Origin of the sequence: Thermovirga sp. (genome assembly GCF_017656375.1) — a bacterium.
Taxonomy (GTDB): Bacteria; Synergistota; Synergistia; order Synergistales; family Thermovirgaceae; genus Thermovirga.
Map to the genome: position 1 here is coordinate 44,324 of NZ_JACDOB010000007.1, position 19,626 is coordinate 63,949.

Genomic DNA, 19,626 nt, shown 5'->3' on the forward strand with positions numbered 1-19,626 from the left:
TGCAAAGCTTTACAGTTCCCATCCACCGTAAAGCGGGAAGGCCCTGCACAGCTCCAAAACTTCCTCTTTCACTTTCTTTAAGTTCACCTCATCGTCGGGAGCAGAGGCCACCCTGTCCATAAGATCAGCCAAAACGGCCATCTCACTGGGGCCAAACCCTCGGCTTGTCACCGCTGGGGTGCCTACCCTTATGCCACTGGTCACGAAGGGGCTGCGAGTCTCAAAGGGTATGGTGTTTTTGTTAACAGTAATCCCTGCTTTGTCCAAAGCTTTTTCAAAGTCCTTCCCGGTAATGTCTCGATCAGTCAAGTCCAAAAGCATCAGATGATTGTCCGTGCCTCCTGAAACCAACCTGAAACCTTTCTTTGAAAGCGCATCGGCAAAAGCTTTGGCGTTCTCTACTATTTTTTTCTGGTACTCCTTAAACTCCGGCTGCAGCGCTTCCTGAAAAGCCACTGCCTTGGCAGCTATGATGTGCATCAGAGGACCTCCCTGCATGCCAGGGAATATGGTCTTGTCTATGGCTTTGGCATACTCTTCCTTGCACATGACCATTCCGCCTCTTGGGCCTCGCAACGTCTTGTGTGTCGTGGTCGTCACAAAGTCGCACCAAGGTATTGGGTCCTTGTGAAGGTCAGCAGCTACTAACCCTGCAATGTGAGCTATGTCAAACATGAGGTAAGCCCCTACTTTGTCAGCTATCTGGCGGAACTTTTCTGCATCTATCTCCCTGGGATAGGCGCTCGCTCCGCATACTATCATCCTGGGCTTATGCTCTAAAGCTAAACGCTCCACTTCATCAAAATCGATAGTCTCAGTCTCCCTGGAGACACCGTAAGGGATAACGTTGTAAAGCTGGCCGGAAAAATTGACGGGACTGCCGTGAGTAAGATGGCCTCCATGTGAAAGATTCATGGCTAAAATCGTGTCTTTTGGTTTCAATACCGAAAAATAAACGGCCATGTTCGCTTGAGAGCCTGAATGAGGCTGAACGTTAACGTGGTCACACCCGAAAAGCTCTTTAGCCCTTTCACGGGCAAGCTCTTCTGCCTGGTCCACAAACTCACATCCTCCGTAATACCTCTTTGCTGGATAACCTTCTGCGTACTTGTTGGTCAAAACAGAGCCCATTGCAGCCAAAACAGCCGGGGAAACTACGTTTTCGGAAGCTATCAGCTCTATGCCCTCTCTTTCCCTCCTCAGTTCAGCCTCTATTACAGAGGCTATTGCCGGATCAATCTTCCTCAAATACTCAAAAGACCCCACAAACATTTCCATCACTCCCTTATATTACGTTTCTCTCCCTCAAGGCTTGCTCCAAAGATTCAAGGCGAGCCTCAGTAACTATGGGTTGTCCTACCGCCTTACGAGCTCCTTCTATATCCTTAAGGCCATTGCCGGTTACAATAAGGGCAATCCTAGCATCTTGAGGCAACTTTCCTTCCCGTGCGGCTTTCCGAAAACCAGCAAAGGCCGTAACACCCGCAGGTTCCCCAAAAACTCCTGTGGCTCTGGCCAACTCAGGTATGGCCGAAAGGATCTCTTCGTCTTTCACTGTCATCATTTCTCCATTGCTCTGCCTTACTGCATTAAGGGCCTTAGCCCAATTTCTGGGAGCCCCAACGGAAATGCTGTCCGCCACGGTAGATGCCGGGCTAAACTTCACCCTTGAGGAGCCCTCTCTAAAAGCCTTGTATATCGGGCTTGCCCCTTCTGCCTGAACTCCCACTATATGAGGTACCCGATCGGTCAGCCCTAACTTCACCAAATCGGAAAACCCCTTGTACAAACCGCTTATGATGCAGCCATCTCCGACGGATACAAAGACGAAATCCGGCACATTCCAATCCAACTGTTCGGCTATCTCAATAGCACAAGTCTTTTTCCCTTCAACTAAGTAAGGGTTTATCGCGCAATTACGATTATACCAGCCCCAGCGCTCAATTGCCGCAGTTGCCAAATCAAAAGCTTTTTCATAGGTGCCCTTCACCAACACTACATGTGCGCCGTACACCAGAAGTTGAGTGATTTTTGCCACTGGAGCGCTTTCGGGAACAAAGATTATGCTCTTAAGGCCTGAAACTGCTGCAAAACCAGAAAGGGAGCTTGCTGCGTTACCCGTGGAAGCACATGCAATGGCTTTTCTGCCATAATCCATTGCCTTGGCCACACCGACGGCACTAGCCCGATCTTTCAGCGACCCTGTGGGATTTCGGCCATCATCTTTCACGTAAACTTCCTTTACGCCATAGGACTCAGCAAGCTTCTTAGATCGGTAAAGAGGAGTCCAACCCACTGCAAGATGGGGAATACTCTCCTCTTTTTCGATGGGCAAAACTGCCTTGTATCTCCAAAGGGAGAAATCGCCGTTTTTTCTTAGGCTTTCTTTTGTCATCTCCTTTGCTGCCTTTTCGTAATCGTATAGAACGTGAAAGGTTCCATCCAAACCACAGTCAGGACATGTGTATAGGTTTTCTTCAGGCTTATACTCCTTTCCACAAATGGCACATTTAAGTAATTGGGGTTTTGCCACTTTATTTCACCTCTTTTGCGAGAAAAGCCCCGCGAGTTATGCCAAAATATCCTTCGCAGGCTTTTTGTAGATGATCTATCTCTATGTACTCGTCATCCACGTGGGCAAGCCTCTCCAAAGACCCTCCGAACCCAACGGTAGGTAGGCCTGCCTTTCCGGCGTAATAACTCCCATTGGTGCAGAAATAGTAGTGGGAAATCTCTGGCTCTTGCCCTACCGAACGAAGCCCCTGCAGTGCTGCAGCTACGAAGGGGTGGTCTTCCGGGAAAATCCAGCCAGGGGCAAATCTCTCAGCTATTATGGGCTCGCCTGTATAACACTTATCCTCCCCTACAGCCAGACTTACCTTGTATCTAAACTGGGGATCCAGCCTTTCGATCTTCGAAAGAAGCTCCTCCAGCTGCCCAAGAACCTCATCTTTGCCCTCACCTTCAAGCAGCCTCCTATCGAAAGTGCACCTGCATCGGTCAGGCACAACGCTGGCTCCCGGGTAGGGGTGAGAAATGATGTCTGTAACCTCCAGAATTCCCTCTCCCAATATAGGATGTTTTTTAGGTGTAAATCCTTCTTCTATGGCAAGAAGGGCTCTATTCATCTTCTTTATGGCGTTTATGCCAACAGAGGGATTGGACGAATGGGCGTTTTTCCCATAGGTTTCCAAGACCACCTCCGCTCTGCCCCTTTGGCCTCGTTTCAGGGTAAGTCCTGAAGGTTCACCTATCACTACACAGTCCGGTTGAGTAATTTTGGCTATTTCTTCTGACGCCACACCCTCGAAGCATTCCTCGTGCACACAACCAGCAACAGTTATCTCACCATCCAGCTCTCCTGAAAGATCTTCCTTCACGAAGGCCGCGGCCAGAACCATAGCTGAAAGGTTTCCCTTCATATCCGTCGTGCCTCTTCCATAAATCTTTCCATCTCTTATTTCAGCCCCAAAGGGATCTACGGTCCACTTCGAGATATCCGAAATGCCCACATGATCCATGTGGCCCTCAAACAGTATCTTCCTTCCACCTCTGCCCAACACAATAGTTCCCATCACGTTCCCATACCTGTCGAACTCCACCTTGTCGTAGCCAAGAGCCTTCATCTCTTCGGCAAGGCGTTGTGCAACATCTTTCTCCTGCCCCGAAAGGCTTGGGATACGAATCAAATCCTGACAAAACTTAACTAGCCTTTCCTTTCTCTTCTCTGTAAGCAAATTAAACAACCCCCCGTCATCTTCCTATTCAACCCAAAAATCTAATTTCTTGAGGAAAGCACTTGTGCAGCAATACCATAGTACCCGCTGCAACCCATGCATATCTCCTCTACTTCTATGTATTCATCACTTACGTGAGCCAAACTCTCCTTCGACGGGCCAAATGCCACCGTGGGAATGCCTGCAACACCACCGTAATAGCAGCCATTGGTTCCAAACCCCGCCCCATCAGCCAAACGGGGCTTCAGATTCAACCTTGCCAAGCCCTCCAGGCAGCTTCTTACAAAGGGGTGGTCTTCTGGCAAAAGCCAAGCAGGCGCGAAATGCTCGCCAGATATAGTAGCCCCGGTATAACACTGATATTCTGAAGAAGAGATCCAAGCCCTAGCGTTCAAAAAGGGAATCCTCTTCGAAGCCTCATCCAGAAGGTTCTCTATCTGCGAAAGAACATCCGCACGGGTTTCCCCCGGCAGAAGCCGTCTATCGAAAGTGGCCCTACAGGAATCAGGGATAATGCCTGTTGCGTTTTCGGGATAGGAAATCAAACTCGTAAGTTCAAGTATCCCTTCTCCAAGGAAGGAGTCCCTGGCGGGTTTGAAAGTATCCGTAATGAAATTGACAAGCCGCGCCATGAGCGCCGCAGCGTTGACACCGTAGCCTGGGCGAGCTGAGTGGGCTTGTTTTCCCGTAACTTCCATGACTATTTCCGCCCTGCCTCGCTGCCCTCTTTCTATAGCAAGATCTGAAGCCTCACCAGTCACTACAAAGTCAGGCTGGTATTTTTCTGCCACCAGCATGGAAGAAACTCCCTCAAATTTCTCCTGGCAAACTGTAGCAGAGACAACTAGCCTTCCACACAGCTCTTTAAAAAGATCTTCCTTCAGAAAAGAAGCAGCACATATCATGGCTGCCAAAGCACCTTTCTGGTCTGTGGCTCCCCGCCCATAAATCTTTCCGTCTTCTATGAATCCTCCGAATGGATAGTGGTGCCACTGAAAGGGGTTACCTACATCAACATGGTCTAACTGGGCCTCGAAAAGAAGACATGGCCCCTTGCCAAAATCCATAGTGCCTATTACACTGCCGTAATAATCTATCTGGACGTCATCGAAACCCAAGGAGAGCATGGTGTCTCTAACGAAGGCCGCAAGAAGGCGCTCCCGCCCTGAGAGGCTCGGGATGCGAACCAAATTACTACAAAGCTTTACCAGCTCTTCTTTTCGGCCTGAGGTTAACATGGTCAGTTCTCCTGACTTTTAGATAAATTACCTAATTGAAGTGTAGCCGATTATCTATTAATATCAATGCATAAAACCTTATCAGAACGATAAGATTTTCTTATGGTTATTTTGCTAGTCCAAAAAACAGCTAAAAGGACGCTTTATTTACTTTGAGAATAAACTGGGAAGGCTTTGAGAAAATACGCAAAACGCAGGATAGAGGGGGTACCAAGTGATTACTCTTTTTCAGATACAGACCTTCTGTGAGGTAGTGGAAAACGGGACTTTCAGGGCGGCAGCAGACAAGCTGTATATATCACAACCTTCGGTAAGCCAGCATATAGCCAACTTGGAAAAACACCTCAGTGTAAGGCTCTTCGATCGCAAGAAGAAAAAAGTCCGTCTGACACCTGAAGGGCGCATTTTTTACACTACGGCCAAGGAAGTCCTCAAACAGTTGGATGAAGTTAAAAATCGGATCAATGAGCTCAGGTCGCTAGAGGCAGGGACTTTAAAAATTGGTTGCAGCACTTACGTGGACTCTCTGCTTTTATCTAACATTCTCCCTGAATTCGCCGTCCGATATCCAGGAGTAAGCATAAGTACAATAATGGGCAATAATCGAGAGCTTGTGAAGCTGCTGCAATCTTCTGAAATAGAACTTTTGTTAATCGAAAGAACTCGGGATTTTTTGCCTCAAAACGAGATGTCCAGCAAGGTAATTGCCACAGAGAAATTGGCCTTCGTGGCATCTCACGAAATAGCTCACTCCAAAGATTTACTATTTCCGAAGGACCTGGAAAATTATCCATTTATAGGCTGGCACCAATCGTCGTGCCTATCCTCTTACCTTTCAGATTTTGAGGTGCAAAACCAGCTTCATCTTAAGCACAAAATAATCGTTTCAAGTATAGAAACTGCACGAGAGCTAGCCATAAAGGGGCTTGGAGTAGCACTTCTTAATCTTCGCACCGTGCAGGAAGACATAAGAAATGGTTCCCTCTGCAAGCTAGAAGTAAAATGCTCCTATCCTCTGGAATTGGACATATTAGCCCTGTTCCATCAAACCCAGGGCTTGACCTATGCTGGTTGGGAAATGCTGAAGTTTCTGGAAGAAAAATTAATTTAAGATAGCCTGTCAGGATATCTTGGGGCAACATTTTCTCGGTCCACTTACAGGGTGACAATATCACTGTCCGGTAACAACCTCCAAGATACCAAGTTGTCTTAGTAACTTTAGTATGTTATCCTCTTGGTGCCTCCGAGCTGAAGCTCCTAAAGGCACTAGCCTATGGAGCCCAGCCGAAGGGTATTCCTGGAAACAGGAGTGCCTCCCGTGTTTGGAAAGGGGGATAGGCATGTTCATGCGGGATGCCTCCTGGAGGGAAAAACTTGAATAAGGAGGAATGAACATGCGCAAAACGCTAGTTTTTTTGGCAAGCATTGCCCTGCTTCTAACGCTATCCTTACCCAGTACAGCCGCCTCCCAGTATCTAATGATGGCTACGACAACAAGCACCGATAATACTGGCCTTTTAAACGTCATTGCCCCGGCCTTCGAAAAAACCACAAAAATTGAGCTGCGGTGGACTGCAGTGGGCACAGGGAAAGCCCTGGAGCTAGGAAAAAACTGTGACGTGGATGTTTTGTTAGTTCACGCACCAGACAAAGAGAAAAAATTCATAGAAGAGGGATATGGGATCAACCGTAGGGAAGTAATGTACAACGACTTTGTCATAATAGGCCCTCGCACAGACCCTGCAGGCATTAAGGGTTTAAAGGCAATTGATGCCCTGAAGCGGATCAAATCGAAGAAAGCTCCTTTCGTCAGCAGGGGCGACAACTCAGGAACTCATTCGATGGAATTGGAGCTCTGGAAAAAAGCTAACATTACAAACATAGACAAAGAAGAATGGTACATACAGACAGGCCAAGGAATGCTAAACACTATAAACATAGCAGCTGAAAGGGATGGCTACACGCTAACGGATAGGGGAACATTCATCAAATATGAAGCAAATCATAACGGCAATCCTCCTCTTGTAATACTGGTGGAAGGAGACCAGCTTTTATTCAATCAATACAGCGTGATAGCCATAAACCCAAAACGCTGCCCTAAGGTAAAATATGACTTGGCACTAAAGTTCATTGAGTGGATAACCTCAGATGAAGGGCAAAAATTAATAGCCGACTTCCGCCTTATGGGAAAGCAGCTTTTCGTGCCAAATGCTGCCAGGTAACAAAAACGTTTAAGGAGAGGGCCTAAATTGAATTACATATTTGAAGGGGTTATAGGAGCTTTTTATTTACTTCTAGCAAAGGACCCAGAGACATATTCAGCCATATGGACCACTTTGCGTCTTTCAACCCTCTCCATAACGTGTACATTGATAGTTGGCATACCGTTGGGCTTCCTTCTAGGGCACTACAACTTCCCCGGCAAGAGGGCCGTTCGAACTCTCGTAGACACTTTACTGGCCTTGCCTACTGTGGTGATTGGCCTTTTGGTTTACGCTTTTATATCCCGCAGAGGCCCTCTGGGGGATTTAGGGCTTTTATTTACAATCCCGGGCGTTGCCATAGGACAATTTATCCTGGCACTGCCCATCGTAGTATCTCTCACTGCCTCTGCAATAGAGGGGATAGACCCAAAAATTTACTTGACCCTTAGGACTCTTGGAGCTTCCGACATGCAGGCAGCATTATCCTCCATGTGGGAAGGCCGGTATGCAGTTACAGCAGCTGCAGTTACTGCCTACAGTCGAGTAATATCCGAAGTTGGCGTCTCCATGATGATAGGTGGCAACATAAAATGGCATACAAGGACCATAACCACTGCTATAGCCCTTGAGACTGGAAAAGGAGAATTTTCCATGGGGATAGCTTTGGGAATTGTCCTGCTGGCTTTTGCGCTAACAGCAAATACTCTCGTCTCTTCCTTACGCAGGAGGGCATAAGATGAAGAACATTTTCAGGCTGGAAAACATAGTCCACAGGTACTCCGAAAGAACAGTTCTTGACATATCTAAACTTGAAATTGCCGAAGGAGAGGTTGTCGCTCTGGTAGGCCCAAACGGCAGCGGCAAAAGCACCCTACTGCGGATATTGGCCTTCCTGGAAAAGCCTACAGAAGGAACAGTCTTTTATAACGGGAAACTCGTGAAGGAACCTTCTTTCACCCAAAGGCGAGAGGTAACACTGCTTTTACAGAATTCCCCGCTTCTAAGAAGAACCGTAGAGGAAAACGTTTCTTATGGCCTAAAGATGAGAAAGGATACCCATAATATTAAGGAAAGAGTAAAAAGGGCCCTTGAAATGGTGGGGCTTTCCCCGGAAATTTTCGCCAAAAGAAAGTGGTTCGAGCTTTCAGGCGGGGAAGCTCAGCGTGTGGCCCTGGCAGCAAGGCTTATCCTAAGGCCAAAGGTAATTCTGCTTGACGAACCTACGGCAAGTGTGGACTCAGAAAGTGCAAGAATAATAAAGGAAGCAGTATTCAAAGCCCGGGATGAATGGGGCTCTACCCTTGTGATAGTGACTCATGACCTCCCATGGGTTTACCAAATTACAGAAAAAATCCTATCTCTTTTCAAGGGCAAGCTTATAAATTACGTGCCGGAAAACGTCCTTGCTGGAGATTGGAAGCCATATAACGATGGGCTCTTGGCCTTACGATTAGCGGATGGTCAAATCCTCATAGGAGCAGGTAGCCCGCAAAGTGGGTCTTTAGCTCTTTTGGACCCAAAGGACGTAATTATATGCACTGAAATGCCAGAAGAGGACTCGGCTCTCAATTCTATTCTGGGGACCATAACAAGTATGTCCCTTATAAGCGAGTCCGGCCAGGTGCTGGTAAAAGTGAACGCCGGAGGAAAAACTATATCTTCCCTAGTTACCGAAAAGTCCGTCAAAAATCTCCATCTCCATCCTGGATTAAAGGTATACCTTCATTTCAAAGCTTCAGCTCTTAAATGGATTTAAGGATAAAACCAAACTCAGATAACAATTTAATTGAAAAGCACACTAACAAACTGTATAATATACTATCGCGTGCTTACAATTAGATTAAATTGCGGGGAGGTTGTTGCCTTGTTTCAAGAGAAAATATCAGAGTTTGTTCAAAAATATCGAAATTCCTACATATCCTACTGGAAGGATTTTCACCGACACCCAGAACCCAGCCATAAAGAAATACGAACTTCTGGCAAGGTTGCCGAGATACTAGAAGGTCTCGGAATAGAAGTGAAAAAGCAAGTTGGAGGCACCGGTGTAATTGGCCTATTGAAAGGAGACTCCAATGGCCCTACCGTAGCTTTGAGAGCAGACATGGATGCACTACAAATAAAGGAGGAAACAGGCTGCGAGTTCGCTTCGGTCAACGACGGAGTTATGCACGCCTGTGGCCACGATTCCCACACAGCCATGCTGTTGGGTGCTGCTCATGTACTCTCAGAACTCAAGGGCCATGTAAAAGGCAACATCAAATTCATCTTTCAGCCTGCAGAGGAAGACAGCCCTGTGGGAGGTGCCCCCGGGATGATAAAAGATGGAGCCCTGGAGAACCCTAAAGTAGAGGCAATCTTTGGCATTCATATGTGGCCAACCTTGGAAACGGGCGTCATGGGAATAAAAGAGGGGGTCATGTCCGCTGCGTCGGACAGGCTCAACATGTCTGTCCGGGGTAAATCCACTCATGCAGCCACTCCTGAGTTCGGCATAGATGCCATAGTAATAACGAGCCAGGTCATATCGGCTCTTCAGACCGTCATCTCAAGAAACGTAAGTCCCCTGGACTCCGCTGTCATAACCTTTGGGAAAATCGAAGGGGGAAGCAGGTACAATATAGTGGCAGACCAAGTAGATCTGGACGGAACGGTCCGAACCTTTGACCCAAACACAAGGAAACTTGTGGCCGAAAAAATATCCCAAATAGCGAAAGGGACAGCAAGCAGCATGGGAGGAGACTGCATTGTGGACTACAAATGGGGATATCCTCCCACCATGAACGACCATCAAGCCACAAAAATAGCCAAAGAAGCAATTGTAAAAACTGTAGGAAAGAATGGTCTTTACGAAATATCCATGCCAAACCCTGGAGGGGAAGACTTTGCCTTCTTCAGCGAAAAAGTGCCTGCAGCATTTGCATGGCTGGGATGCAGGCCCAAAGGTATCCCTCCAGAAGAGTTCCCCAAACTTCACAACAATAAGTTCTTGCCCGACGAGGAGGCTTTACCTATAGGGGTTACCTACCTTTGCCAAGTTGCCCTAACTGCATTGGAGGCGCTATCTAAATGAGACTAGAAGAGCTTATCAAATTACGAAGGGATTTCCATAAGTACGCCGAAGCTGGTTGGTGTGAATTCAGGACCACTTCTGTCATTGCGGAATTTCTTTCGAACCTTGGATATGACGTAAAGGTAGGAAGAGAAATCCTGGACGAATCATCAGTTATGGGCCGTGACGAATCGGTGATACCAAAGGAAATAGAACGAGCCACAAAGCAAGGCGCAGATCCCAAATGGATTGAGAGAATGGCAGGCTACACAGGGGCACTGGCCGTCCTCAACACAGGCAAAAAAGGCCCTACCGTAGCGCTGCGCTTTGACATAGACGCTGTAGAAGTGAACGAGGCAAAGGACGACAAACATCGCCCCTACAGGGAAGGCTTTTCTTCCGTAAATCCCGGAGCGATGCACGCTTGCGGCCACGACGGGCACGCTGCAATAGGGTTGGGAGTCGCCCGGTTGCTGGCAGAAAAGAAAGACAGCCTGCGCGGAAAGATTAAGCTTATCTTTCAGCCTGCAGAAGAGGGAGTAAGAGGCGGCAAAGCCATCGCAGAAAAAGGAATCCTTGACGACTGTGACTTTTTAGTAGCTCTACACCTTGGGCTCGGGCTGTCCACAGGGAATATGGCTGGCGGCGTGGCCGGGCTTTTGTGTACCACAAAGTTCGACGTGTTCTATAAAGGAAAGGCTTCTCATGCTGGTGCAGCACCCAATGAAGGGAGAAACGCGCTACTGGGAGCGGCAAATGCTGCCATAAATTTACACGGAATAGCTCCCCATAGAAATGGCACATCAAGGGTAAACGTAGGAGTTTTACATGCAGGAGAGGGAAGAAACGTAGTTCCTCCCCATGCCATGTTCAAAGTGGAAACCAGGGGAGAGACAGAAGAGATAGCTTCCTACATGTACCAAAGGGCTATGAAAATAGTCGAATCCTGCGCACTCATGTACGAGCTGGAATGGACTGTAAAACAAATGGGAGAGTCAATCACTGCAAAAAGCGATGAGGACCTAGTTGGCTTAATATGCAAAGTAGCAAAAGAAACTGGAGAGTTTGACTCCATAGAAAGTTTTTACAACATGGGAGGAAGCGACGATTTTTCGTGGATGATGAAAAGAGTCCAAGAGAAAGGGGGGAAAGCATCCTATATGGTTTTGGGCTCTGACATAGAAGCTGGACACCACAACGAGTATTTCGATTTTGACGAAAGGAGCCTCTTAAAGGGAGTAGTTCTCATGAGCCAATTAGTTGAAAAACTAAGCAGATTTGAAAGTTGACAAAAAAAGAAAGGAGGCATTAGAACATGTCACAAGGAAATGAAAAACAGGGTTTTTTGTATAGGATCATAAAAGGCATAGAAGTAGCTGGCAACAAGCTACCCCATCCATTCTGGCTTTTCATGGGTTTTTGGGTCCTAGTCTACATACTTTCAGCCGTTTTCGCAGGAGCCCAGGTAGTAAAACCTGGAACGGATAAGACCGTTCAAATCATAAATCTCATATCTCGCGAAGGACTTGATTGGCAGTTACGCAACATGGTCAAAAACTTCTCAAGCTTCCCGCCTCTTGGGCTTGTCCTTGTAATGATGATAGGCCTTGGCGTGACAACCAAGAGTGGCTTCCTTGAGGCACTGATGAAAAGTATCGCCAAAGTTCCAGAAAAGTTCCTTATTTTTGCAGTTTTCCTCTTTGGTATCTGCGGTAACTTGGCATCTGATGCAGCCATAGTAATAGTTCCACCACTAACTGGAGCGCTGTTTTTCTCCATGCGAAAAAACCCCATCTTTGGCCTTGTGCTTGGATATGCTGCCGTTTGTTCAGGTTTTACAGCAAACCTATTTATCGCAGGAACTGACGTGCTTTTATCAGGAATCTCCACTACAGCTTATCAGATAGTTGTACCGGGGGGAGAGGTATACCCAACAGCAAACTACTTCTTCATGGTTGCATCAACATTAGTCATATCGTCTCTTGGTGCAATTTTCGTAAGCAAGTTCATGATGCCTTCCTTCGGCGCGTGGGATGAAAAATTTGACACCTGCGAGGCCGCACTGGAAAGTAGTGGTTCCTCAGATTCTACGAATGATTTTGCTATAAGCAAAGAGGAAGGTAGGGCCTTCAAGAGCGCTCTTTGGTTTACCCTGCTCTATTGGGCCTTCATGCTGGCGATGGTGTTAATCCCAGGCGGTCCCCTGCGCGACCCTGCAAAGAACACCATAATTCCTTCACCTTTCATAAAGGGCATGGTTCCCCTTATGCTCCTATACTTCATCCTTGTGGGAGTAGTTTATGGGCGCAAGGCCGGCACCATAAGGAACGCAAAAGACATGATAGACAGCATGGTAGCAAGCGTCGGACATATGGCTAGCTACATAGTGATAATTCTGCCTATCGCCAACTTTATAGCAGCCTTCAAAAAATCCAACATGGCCATAGTCATGGCGGTAAAACTGGCAGGATGGCTGCAGGACATGGGGCTAACGGGCTTTGGCCTACTTATAGCAATAATATTACTTTCAACGTTCATAAACCTTTTCGTCACAAGCGGATCAACCAAATGGGCATTCATGGCCCCTGTAATTATCCCCATGCTCTACTATCTCAACTATTCTCCACAACTTGCTCAGCTGCTCTACCGTATAGGTGACTCCTCTACCAACTCCATAACGCCCATGATGCCATACTTCCCCATATTGCTTGGCTTTGCCGCAAGATACGATAAAGAGGCTGGAATTGGGACAATTGTCTCTTTGGGGCTACCCATTTCCATCTTCTTCATGGTTGTATGGATTGCTCTGCTTGCAATATGGTACTTCTTGGGATTGCCTCTGGGACCAGGAGCTGGAATCTTCGTAAATTAGCCTGCTTTAAAAAGAGGGGCGCCGCAAAGCGCCCCTCTTTTAGGATCTATATACGACAATATTACGCAACAAGCTGCAACCCCTTCGTTTAGCAATTGACGACAACTTGCAATAACTATCACACGGGAAGCACGACGGGGTATCCTTTTATTTCCCCCAATTCTACAGGAATACCATACACTTCCTCTATCATTGAAGCAGAGATACGAGCTCTCTCTGAAGCCGAAAATATTTTCCCATCTTTCATGAAAAGAATCTTGTCAGCAAACCGAAGAGCTGAATTTATGTCATGCATCGTCATTACTGTGGACATGCCGTGACCACTCACAATATGCCTTATAGTTCTAAGAACCTCCTGCTGATTCTTCAAATCTAAGCTGCTAGTGGGCTCATCGAGGAGCAAAACTTTTGGGTCTTGGACTAATGCCCTGGCGATGCTCACCTTTTGCAGCTCGCCTCCACTCATCTCGTCCAAGAATCTAAGGGAAAGGCTCTCCAACTTCAAGGCACGAATCACTGCATCGGCCTTTTTAAGGTCATCTTCCCCCACCCTCCATCCTATATAAGGCTTCCTTCCAAGGAGTATTGCATCAAAAGCCGTAAGCCTGCCTTGCTCAGCTCTCTGGGCAACGTAGGCCAAATTCTTAGCTATTTCACTTCTGGACAAATCGGACAAATCCTTTCCATCCACAAATACACTTCCACCCTCTGGCTTAAGTGCCGCATTTAAACACCTCAAAAGGGTTGTCTTACCCACCCCATTCGGCCCTAGGATGGCCAACAATTCTCCAGGGCCCACTTCAAAACTTACATCTTTAAGGACGGACCTGCTCTTATACTTGAAATTTATACCTTTAACCTTAAGTATCATCGCCTATACCCCTTTACAAGAAGATACAAGAATACAGGAGCACCTACAAAAGATGTAAGGACCGCAACAGGTAAAACCCTGGGTGCCAACATTGTTCTAGCAGCTGTATCTGCTGCCAAAAGTAAAATTCCACCGATTATGCATGATCCCAAAAGCAAATATCGATTATCGTCCCCTATTAGCCTTCTGGCCATATGAGGGCCTATCAAACCAACAAAGCCAATTACTCCTACAAAAGCTATAATCACAGCAGTAGCCAGGGACGCTAATGACATGCCCATAAACCGGACAAGCCTGACATTCACACCCAGGCTTATGGCTGTCTCTTCGCCTGAATCTATGGCATTGTAATTCCAAGCATTGGCGACAAAAAAGCATATGCATGAAAAAGTGATGGCTGCCATAATCCCAAGCTCCTTCCAACCTGCACGAGCGAGGTCGCCAAAAGTCCAGAAAACTATGGATGCAAGCTGGGTATCATCGGCAAAATACTGCAAAAACATCGTACCTGCCGAGCAAAGAGAGCCAATGGCCACCCCAGCCAAAATCATCACATCGGGAGAGCCTCTTCTTACCTGGGCAATCAGAACAACCGCACCTGTAGCTACCATGCTGGCTATAAAGGCTACCATAGTAGTAAGGCCAGGACGGACAATAGCAACAGCATCTGCTGTACTACTTCGCATAAATCCTGCACCTAGCACCATAACAGAGAATGCCGCTCCAAAGGCTGCAGCCTGGGCGATCCCCAGAGTAAAGGGAGAAGCCAAGGGATTGCCAAGCACCGACTGCATTACTGCACCAGCCACAGCCAACCCTGCTCCCGCCACTATCGCGGCAATAACTTGAGGAAGCCTTATGTTAAAAATTACAGCATCAAGTGTTTTAGACACATGGACGCCCAGCAAAGTTTTAAATATGTCCTTTAGCATGTAACTGACCGAACCCACGGATAAGGAGATTGCCGCTGAAAAACAGAGCAACAAAAAAGCCACAATAATAAAGGCATTTTTCCTGCTGATGTATTTTATGTAATCTACTGGAATTTCCCCTTTTTCAAAATGCATTTTTACCACTCTATCTCATTGAGGTTTATTCTTCTAAAAGCCAAATTCCCAAAAGATTCGTCCATATTCTCAAACACTGCTTTGCCTACCAGAAACGTGTATATCTCGTCAGCTTTTTTCATTGGATCTATATCCTTGAAGCGCTCAGGATACAAAATTTTCCCCACGTAATAAGCGTTGGCCAATATTGAGCCATGGTTTTGAGTGTACCAGTTATATGGCAGCAAACCATATACTTCATTTTTTTTGACTGCTGAAAGGATCTTGTATTCTGGATCATTGGCAAGCTGATAAAGGGCGTTTTTGCTACGATCACCTTGAGTAGTAGATAAATCTATAAAAATTTTATCTGGATCAGCAGACAACAGGTTCTCCCTTGAGAAAACCACTTGCCTCTGATTCTGGGAACTTCCACAAAAGGCCACGTTAACAGCATCCGTGAAATAAAAAGGCGGATAATTAGGTTCCGTGGAGGTCACCCCGTGAGGGCCTTTATAGGCTATGCCACCTACGTAACAAGATGGCCTTTTGTCATCTGGCATATCTTCCGTTCTCATTCCTAAATCTTCAATAAGCCCGTTAAAGAAATCTATTACTTCCTCTGCCCTCTCTTCCTTTCCCAGGATTTTACCCATCAACATTAAAGACCTTTCCATATCTTTCCTCTTTGCAACCAAATGCCCATAATTTAGGACCACTACAGGAATTCCAGTTTTTGCCTGAAGCTCATCAGGGTCATAACCCATATTTGCATAAGTCTTAAATATCACCTGAGGTGCAGGATCTAAGGACAATATCAATTCCGGGTTATCAAATCCTCGAAACTCACCAAAAAGGGGCTTATCTTTCAATTCTGGGTGGGCTATGGCATACGGCCGGGAATCAAACCGGCTTTTTCGCTTTTCTATACTATCAACTCCTACAGCAAAATCCTGAGCATTCAAATAGACGAGATATCGCAGGCAACCAGGCCCAGAACATATGACCCTCTCCACTTTAGATGGGACATCTACGCGCCTTCCCCACGCATCAACAATCCTCACCGTTTCTTCTTCAATTGGAAAAGCCGCACCTGCAAAAACCAAGCTCAAAGCCACAACGCATACAACCAAACTGCTTACGAAAAACTTTTTCATTAAATAAATACCCCCTACCAGAAGCAATTCCAACCTTGGTGTTACGATTATTATAATTAGTAATAACACTTTTACAAGTCATGTTTTACTAAATAAGCATTACGTATTTTAAGGTCAATATAAGTCAACTTCTACACGCGCTTTTTTATTTAGGCTAGTAGGTTGTTTTTAACATAAAACAGCTATTGCATACTTACATGTTTGGAGTAGAATGAATATAATGAAAATTAGATGCACGAAATTTGCGTGGAGGTTGTATGAAGGTTAAATGAGGGCAAGAAGAAAGACTAGGCTATTGAAATACCCCAAAATACTAAGCCGCTGGATAAGTTACAAAAAATCGCTAGGCAAGTTACACAAAGGACACAGGCTTGTCCTTGATGTCGCAGTTGACTTGTTTAACTGCAATGACCAGCAATCCCTTATAGAAACATTTTTTGACAAGCTCAAAAATGCTCTAGGATATGACAATATATACCTTCTCCTAAGAGAATCTCCTAGTGGGCCATTGAATCTTGCCGCCTACAAAGGAATGAAAGTAGACGAAGAAGCATTGTACCAAGTGATACAAGACGAAATAGGACTCACAGGAAAGGCATTAAGAGAGAAGCATCCTATTATTTGCAATGACGTAACTAATAGCCCGGATTACATAAAAGGCACAGATGGCACGCTATCAGAAATGGTGATGCCTATTATTTGCGATAACATAACCTGGGGTGTATTGATAATAGAGAACTCCCGCAAAGATGCTTTTAGCAAAATAGACCAAGAAATAGTCGGCGTTTTGTGCAAATATTTTGCTTCAGCCTTAACACAGCTCAGCCAGTACGAAAATATTGAGCACAAAAATAGGATGGAAAGGCTTATTTGGGAAATAGTGATGGAAGCAGCAAAAGAAAAAAACATTAATCTCCTTTGCAAAAAAGTGGTAAAGAGCCTCTCTCAAAGAACAAATTACACCCAAGTATATATATTGAAGGTAATTGACGAGAATAGTGGCGCTACTCGCCTAATAGCGGGTAGTGGGCCTGGAAGGTTCGACGATTTGTCACAAATTGAGGCGGGCAGAGGGCTAGTTGGGAAAACAGTGAAGGCAAAAAAGACGTTGTACTTTCCGGATGTAAGCACTTCCCCAGACTATATACAGGTCGACCAGGACACAAAATCCGAGCTAGATATTCCTATAATGCACGGAGATAAAATTTTTGGAGTGATCAGCCTGGAGAGCCCTGTAGTAGATGGCTTTGGCGATGGAGATATCGACCTTATGGAAATTTTAGCCAAGCATATTGGCATTCTGTGGGCTTATCACGACCTTTTCAAAAAGACAAAGCAAGAAGCCTTAAAGGATCCGCTAACCAAGTTATGGAATAGAAGGTATTTCTTTGAGAGTTTGAACAAAGAAATCAAAAGGCACGAAAGACATGGCGATTCTCTCTGTGTAGCAATGATCGATTTAAGGGATTTTAAAATCATAAACGACACATACGGCCACATGGAGGGAGATAGGATATTAATCGAATTAAGTGAATTCCTTACCTCTAGAATGAGAGAAAGCGACATCCTGGCCCGCTACGGCGGTGACGAATTTGTAGCGCTTTTGCCCCAGACTCATAAGGATAACGCGTTCGCTGCCTGGGGTCGGCTGAAGAATGAAGTTGAAAGCAGGATCTGGGGAAGCGCCAGCATTCCAACTACCCTTGATTTTGGAATAGCTTCTTTTCCGCAAGATGCCACAAACCCCGAGGATATTATCAAATTAGCCGACAAACATCTCTACGAAAACAAATTCCGTGCAAAAATAATGTAGCACGCTGCCACAAAGAATAGCAATCTAGGGCCAACGTGCTACACAACCAGGCTTACTACCACCAAGAACATTCTTCAACTTTCTTTTTGAAACATGTTTATTGCGGCTACCTTATCTTTCTACCAAGGTAGAACCAACCTTCTTAATAAAATGTGACCTTTATTCCAGAGTTATCAAACTGCCACTTAGTTATCACATTATTGGCATTCAGCCCCAGCTGCATCCTGATGGCCATGAGTAAACTGTCTATTATGTTCTGCCTAACGTCTGGCATGTTGATGGCCTGTCGGACTCCCCTAGAGATCTCCTTTTTCACCTTGTTGTCCCAGTCAGGCATGAAGAAATCAATGATATCGTCCCATGCCTTACCTGAAGCGTTTATCCTGCCGTCGAAGGAGGCCGCAGCCGCATAGTCCAACCTTCCGTTTCCTGCATCATAAAATTGGAAAAGAACTGTAACTTTTGCATCGTCCACCTGTATGTCAGGAGCGCCTGTCCTTCTCCACTTACCTGCGGGGCCGAGCACCTTGTAGTAGCCTATGAGCTCCTTTCCTTCGCTCTCAAACCTCAATATGAGCTTGACTTGGTTAGCAGCACATCCCTGGCGGCTCATCTCGAAGCCACTCTGAGAGGAGGAAGGCCCAAAGGTGTTGAAATCGTTAATAAGGAATCGGTAGTGTCCTACTGCCGTTTTAAATTGCACATTGGGAACTTCCAGGGGCATCTCGCTTCCAAAAGGAGGTATAAGCTTGGACTCGTTCACGTAGCCGCTTCCCCCGGACCATGTGTGAAGCCTTATCTGAAAGGCCCCACCGATGAGGTTGAATACGTCCACGAGGCTGTCCCAGGCTATTGCTTTTCTTTCCAAAACCATCACATTCATAACTGAAGAAATTGGGCTTAACGTACTGCTGTCTGCTATATACACATAACTTGGACCGTTTTTTGCCTGTTGAGGGATTTTGAAGTAAATAACTCCTGTAAACCAATTGGTTACCTCTGCCCTGACTTTAGTTCCTTCTCTTTCAACAACTACCGTTCTTGTTGGATTCTGCGTTCCAAACCCAGTTCCCACAAGGGATATAACGTCTACTCCCTTGATTGCCTTATTGGGGTTTACAGATACAACATTAGGACGGTAGCCACCAGAAAGAGTTGCCTCATTACTGTAATTATTGTTTTCATTTATCTCTTTGATATACCCAAACTGGGGAGGAAACTCTTCAAAGCACGCAGAATCCACCATCGCTCTAACTCTTAAAGTGGCATCTGAAATAATAGCCTTGTTTATTATGAGTTTTCCACTCACAGTTACCCTGTCATTGGGGTTAAACGTTCTGTTTATTCTTATAGCATGAGCTTTGGTCCTATCACACTCCCACTGTCCTGTTTGAGGACGATAATACTGAAAAACAACGTATACAGGGCCTTGAGCTGCGGCGTTGCCGATATTTTTTATCACAGCTGATACAGGGTACTCCATATTGCTTCCTACAGAAACCCCATGGGAGGAATTAATAGAAAAGCTTTCTATCACCAAATCAGGCATGACCAATTTGGGGATTTTCTGTATCTTTGTGGGCATTGTTGGGACTTTAGGGATGACCTTAACCTGCGCAAGAGCGGAAGAGGCAAACAA

General features: G+C 45.9%; 16 protein-coding genes and 1 riboswitch. Of the genes, 8 read left to right on the top strand and 8 right to left on the bottom strand.

All coding sequences use genetic code 11. The features are described 5' to 3' along the window. Positions 1 to 9: 9 nt before the first annotated feature. The 4 genes from glyA to H0Z23_RS03970 are packed head-to-tail and all read right to left on the bottom strand — an operon-like array spanning position 10 to position 4,975. Positions 10 to 1,272 carry a serine hydroxymethyltransferase gene (gene glyA, locus H0Z23_RS03955; protein ID WP_296867672.1) on the bottom strand — a complete coding sequence of 421 codons (1,263 nt, stop codon included), beginning with the start codon at positions 1,270 to 1,272 and terminating at the stop codon, positions 10 to 12. Between the two features lie 13 nt (positions 1,273 to 1,285). Next, positions 1,286 to 2,533, bottom strand: a complete 1,248-nt coding sequence (locus H0Z23_RS03960) for a threonine synthase (RefSeq protein ID WP_296867673.1) — start codon at positions 2,531 to 2,533, stop codon at positions 1,286 to 1,288. Between the two features lies 1 nt (position 2,534). After that, a complete protein-coding gene (locus tag H0Z23_RS03965; protein WP_296867674.1) occupies positions 2,535 to 3,737 on the bottom strand; it encodes a YgeY family selenium metabolism-linked hydrolase in 1,203 nt (400 codons plus the stop codon). Positions 3,738 to 3,778: 41 nt separating this feature from the next. Beyond that, positions 3,779 to 4,975: a YgeY family selenium metabolism-linked hydrolase gene (locus H0Z23_RS03970; protein WP_296867675.1), complete on the bottom strand. Its 1,197-nt coding sequence runs from the start codon at positions 4,973 to 4,975 to the stop codon at positions 3,779 to 3,781. Positions 4,976 to 5,189: 214 nt separating this feature from the next. Here H0Z23_RS03970 and H0Z23_RS03975 point away from each other — a divergent pair, with 214 nt between their 5' ends. The 7 genes from H0Z23_RS03975 (at position 5,190) to H0Z23_RS04005 (ending at position 13,100) form a co-directional block, all read left to right on the top strand. Continuing rightward, positions 5,190 to 6,086: a LysR family transcriptional regulator gene (locus tag H0Z23_RS03975; RefSeq protein ID WP_296867676.1), complete on the top strand. Its 897-nt coding sequence runs from the start codon at positions 5,190 to 5,192 to the stop codon at positions 6,084 to 6,086. A 118-nt stretch (positions 6,087 to 6,204) separates the two neighbouring features. Then, positions 6,205 to 6,324, top strand: a riboswitch (molybdenum cofactor riboswitch). Between the two features lie 45 nt (positions 6,325 to 6,369). Continuing rightward, positions 6,370 to 7,197, top strand: a complete 828-nt coding sequence (locus tag H0Z23_RS03980; protein WP_296867677.1) for a substrate-binding domain-containing protein — start codon at positions 6,370 to 6,372, stop codon at positions 7,195 to 7,197. Between the two features lie 27 nt (positions 7,198 to 7,224). Then, the gene (locus H0Z23_RS03985) at positions 7,225 to 7,914 is read left to right on the top strand and encodes an ABC transporter permease (protein WP_296867678.1); all 690 of its coding nucleotides are present in this window, start codon (positions 7,225 to 7,227) and stop codon (positions 7,912 to 7,914) included. A 1-nt stretch (position 7,915) separates the two neighbouring features. Further along, positions 7,916 to 8,935, top strand: a complete 1,020-nt coding sequence (locus tag H0Z23_RS03990) for an ATP-binding cassette domain-containing protein (RefSeq protein WP_296867679.1) — start codon at positions 7,916 to 7,918, stop codon at positions 8,933 to 8,935. A gap of 108 nt (positions 8,936 to 9,043) precedes the next feature. Then, positions 9,044 to 10,249: a M20 family metallopeptidase gene (locus H0Z23_RS03995; protein ID WP_296867680.1), complete on the top strand. Its 1,206-nt coding sequence runs from the start codon at positions 9,044 to 9,046 to the stop codon at positions 10,247 to 10,249. Next, positions 10,246 to 11,517 (top strand): amidohydrolase, encoded by a 1,272-nt coding sequence (locus tag H0Z23_RS04000; RefSeq protein WP_296867681.1) that lies wholly within the window; start codon positions 10,246 to 10,248, stop codon positions 11,515 to 11,517. The genes H0Z23_RS03995 and H0Z23_RS04000 overlap by 4 nt, the downstream gene beginning before the upstream one ends. Positions 11,518 to 11,543: 26 nt before the next feature. Then, entirely contained in the window at positions 11,544 to 13,100 is a 1,557-nt protein-coding gene (locus H0Z23_RS04005) for an AbgT family transporter (protein WP_296867682.1), read from the top strand. A gap of 118 nt (positions 13,101 to 13,218) precedes the next feature. Here the strand turns inward: H0Z23_RS04005 and H0Z23_RS04010 are convergent, their stop codons facing one another. Genes H0Z23_RS04010 through H0Z23_RS04020 form a run of 3 tightly spaced genes read right to left on the bottom strand, consistent with a single transcriptional unit; the run spans position 13,219 to position 16,174 of the window. Beyond that, the gene (locus tag H0Z23_RS04010) at positions 13,219 to 13,971 is read right to left on the bottom strand and encodes an ABC transporter ATP-binding protein (protein ID WP_296867683.1); all 753 of its coding nucleotides are present in this window, start codon (positions 13,969 to 13,971) and stop codon (positions 13,219 to 13,221) included. Then, complete coding sequence (locus tag H0Z23_RS04015) at positions 13,968 to 15,038, bottom strand: iron ABC transporter permease (protein WP_296867684.1); 1,071 nt, start codon at positions 15,036 to 15,038, stop codon at positions 13,968 to 13,970. The genes H0Z23_RS04010 and H0Z23_RS04015 overlap by 4 nt, the downstream gene beginning before the upstream one ends. A 2-nt stretch (positions 15,039 to 15,040) precedes the next feature. Next, positions 15,041 to 16,174: an iron ABC transporter substrate-binding protein gene (locus H0Z23_RS04020; RefSeq protein ID WP_296867685.1), complete on the bottom strand. Its 1,134-nt coding sequence runs from the start codon at positions 16,172 to 16,174 to the stop codon at positions 15,041 to 15,043. A gap of 295 nt (positions 16,175 to 16,469) precedes the next feature. Between H0Z23_RS04020 and H0Z23_RS04025 the strand changes: the two genes are divergently transcribed. Further along, entirely contained in the window at positions 16,470 to 17,987 is a 1,518-nt protein-coding gene (locus tag H0Z23_RS04025) for a diguanylate cyclase (RefSeq protein WP_296867686.1), read from the top strand. 142 nt (positions 17,988 to 18,129) lie between these two features. Here H0Z23_RS04025 and H0Z23_RS04030 read toward each other — a convergent pair. Then, a partial coding sequence (locus tag H0Z23_RS04030) for a hypothetical protein (RefSeq protein ID WP_296867687.1) occupies positions 18,130 to 19,626 on the bottom strand: 1,497 nt, incomplete at its 5' end.

Excerpts from the sequence above, each read along its gene's own strand:
- glyA (WP_296867672.1), bottom strand. The coding sequence starts at position 1,272 with ATGTTTGTGGGGTCTTTTGAGTATTTGAGGAAGATTGATCCGGCAATA.
- H0Z23_RS03970 (WP_296867675.1), bottom strand. The coding sequence starts at position 4,975 with ATGTTAACCTCAGGCCGAAAAGAAGAGCTGGTAAAGCTTTGTAGTAAT.
- H0Z23_RS03980 (WP_296867677.1), top strand. The coding sequence starts at position 6,370 with ATGCGCAAAACGCTAGTTTTTTTGGCAAGCATTGCCCTGCTTCTAACG.
- H0Z23_RS03990 (WP_296867679.1), top strand. The coding sequence starts at position 7,916 with ATGAAGAACATTTTCAGGCTGGAAAACATAGTCCACAGGTACTCCGAA.
- H0Z23_RS04000 (WP_296867681.1), top strand. The coding sequence starts at position 10,246 with ATGAGACTAGAAGAGCTTATCAAATTACGAAGGGATTTCCATAAGTAC.
- H0Z23_RS04005 (WP_296867682.1), top strand. The coding sequence starts at position 11,544 with ATGTCACAAGGAAATGAAAAACAGGGTTTTTTGTATAGGATCATAAAA.
- H0Z23_RS04010 (WP_296867683.1), bottom strand. The coding sequence starts at position 13,971 with ATGATACTTAAGGTTAAAGGTATAAATTTCAAGTATAAGAGCAGGTCC.
- H0Z23_RS04015 (WP_296867684.1), bottom strand. The coding sequence starts at position 15,038 with ATGCATTTTGAAAAAGGGGAAATTCCAGTAGATTACATAAAATACATC.
- H0Z23_RS04020 (WP_296867685.1), bottom strand. The coding sequence starts at position 16,174 with ATGAAAAAGTTTTTCGTAAGCAGTTTGGTTGTATGCGTTGTGGCTTTG.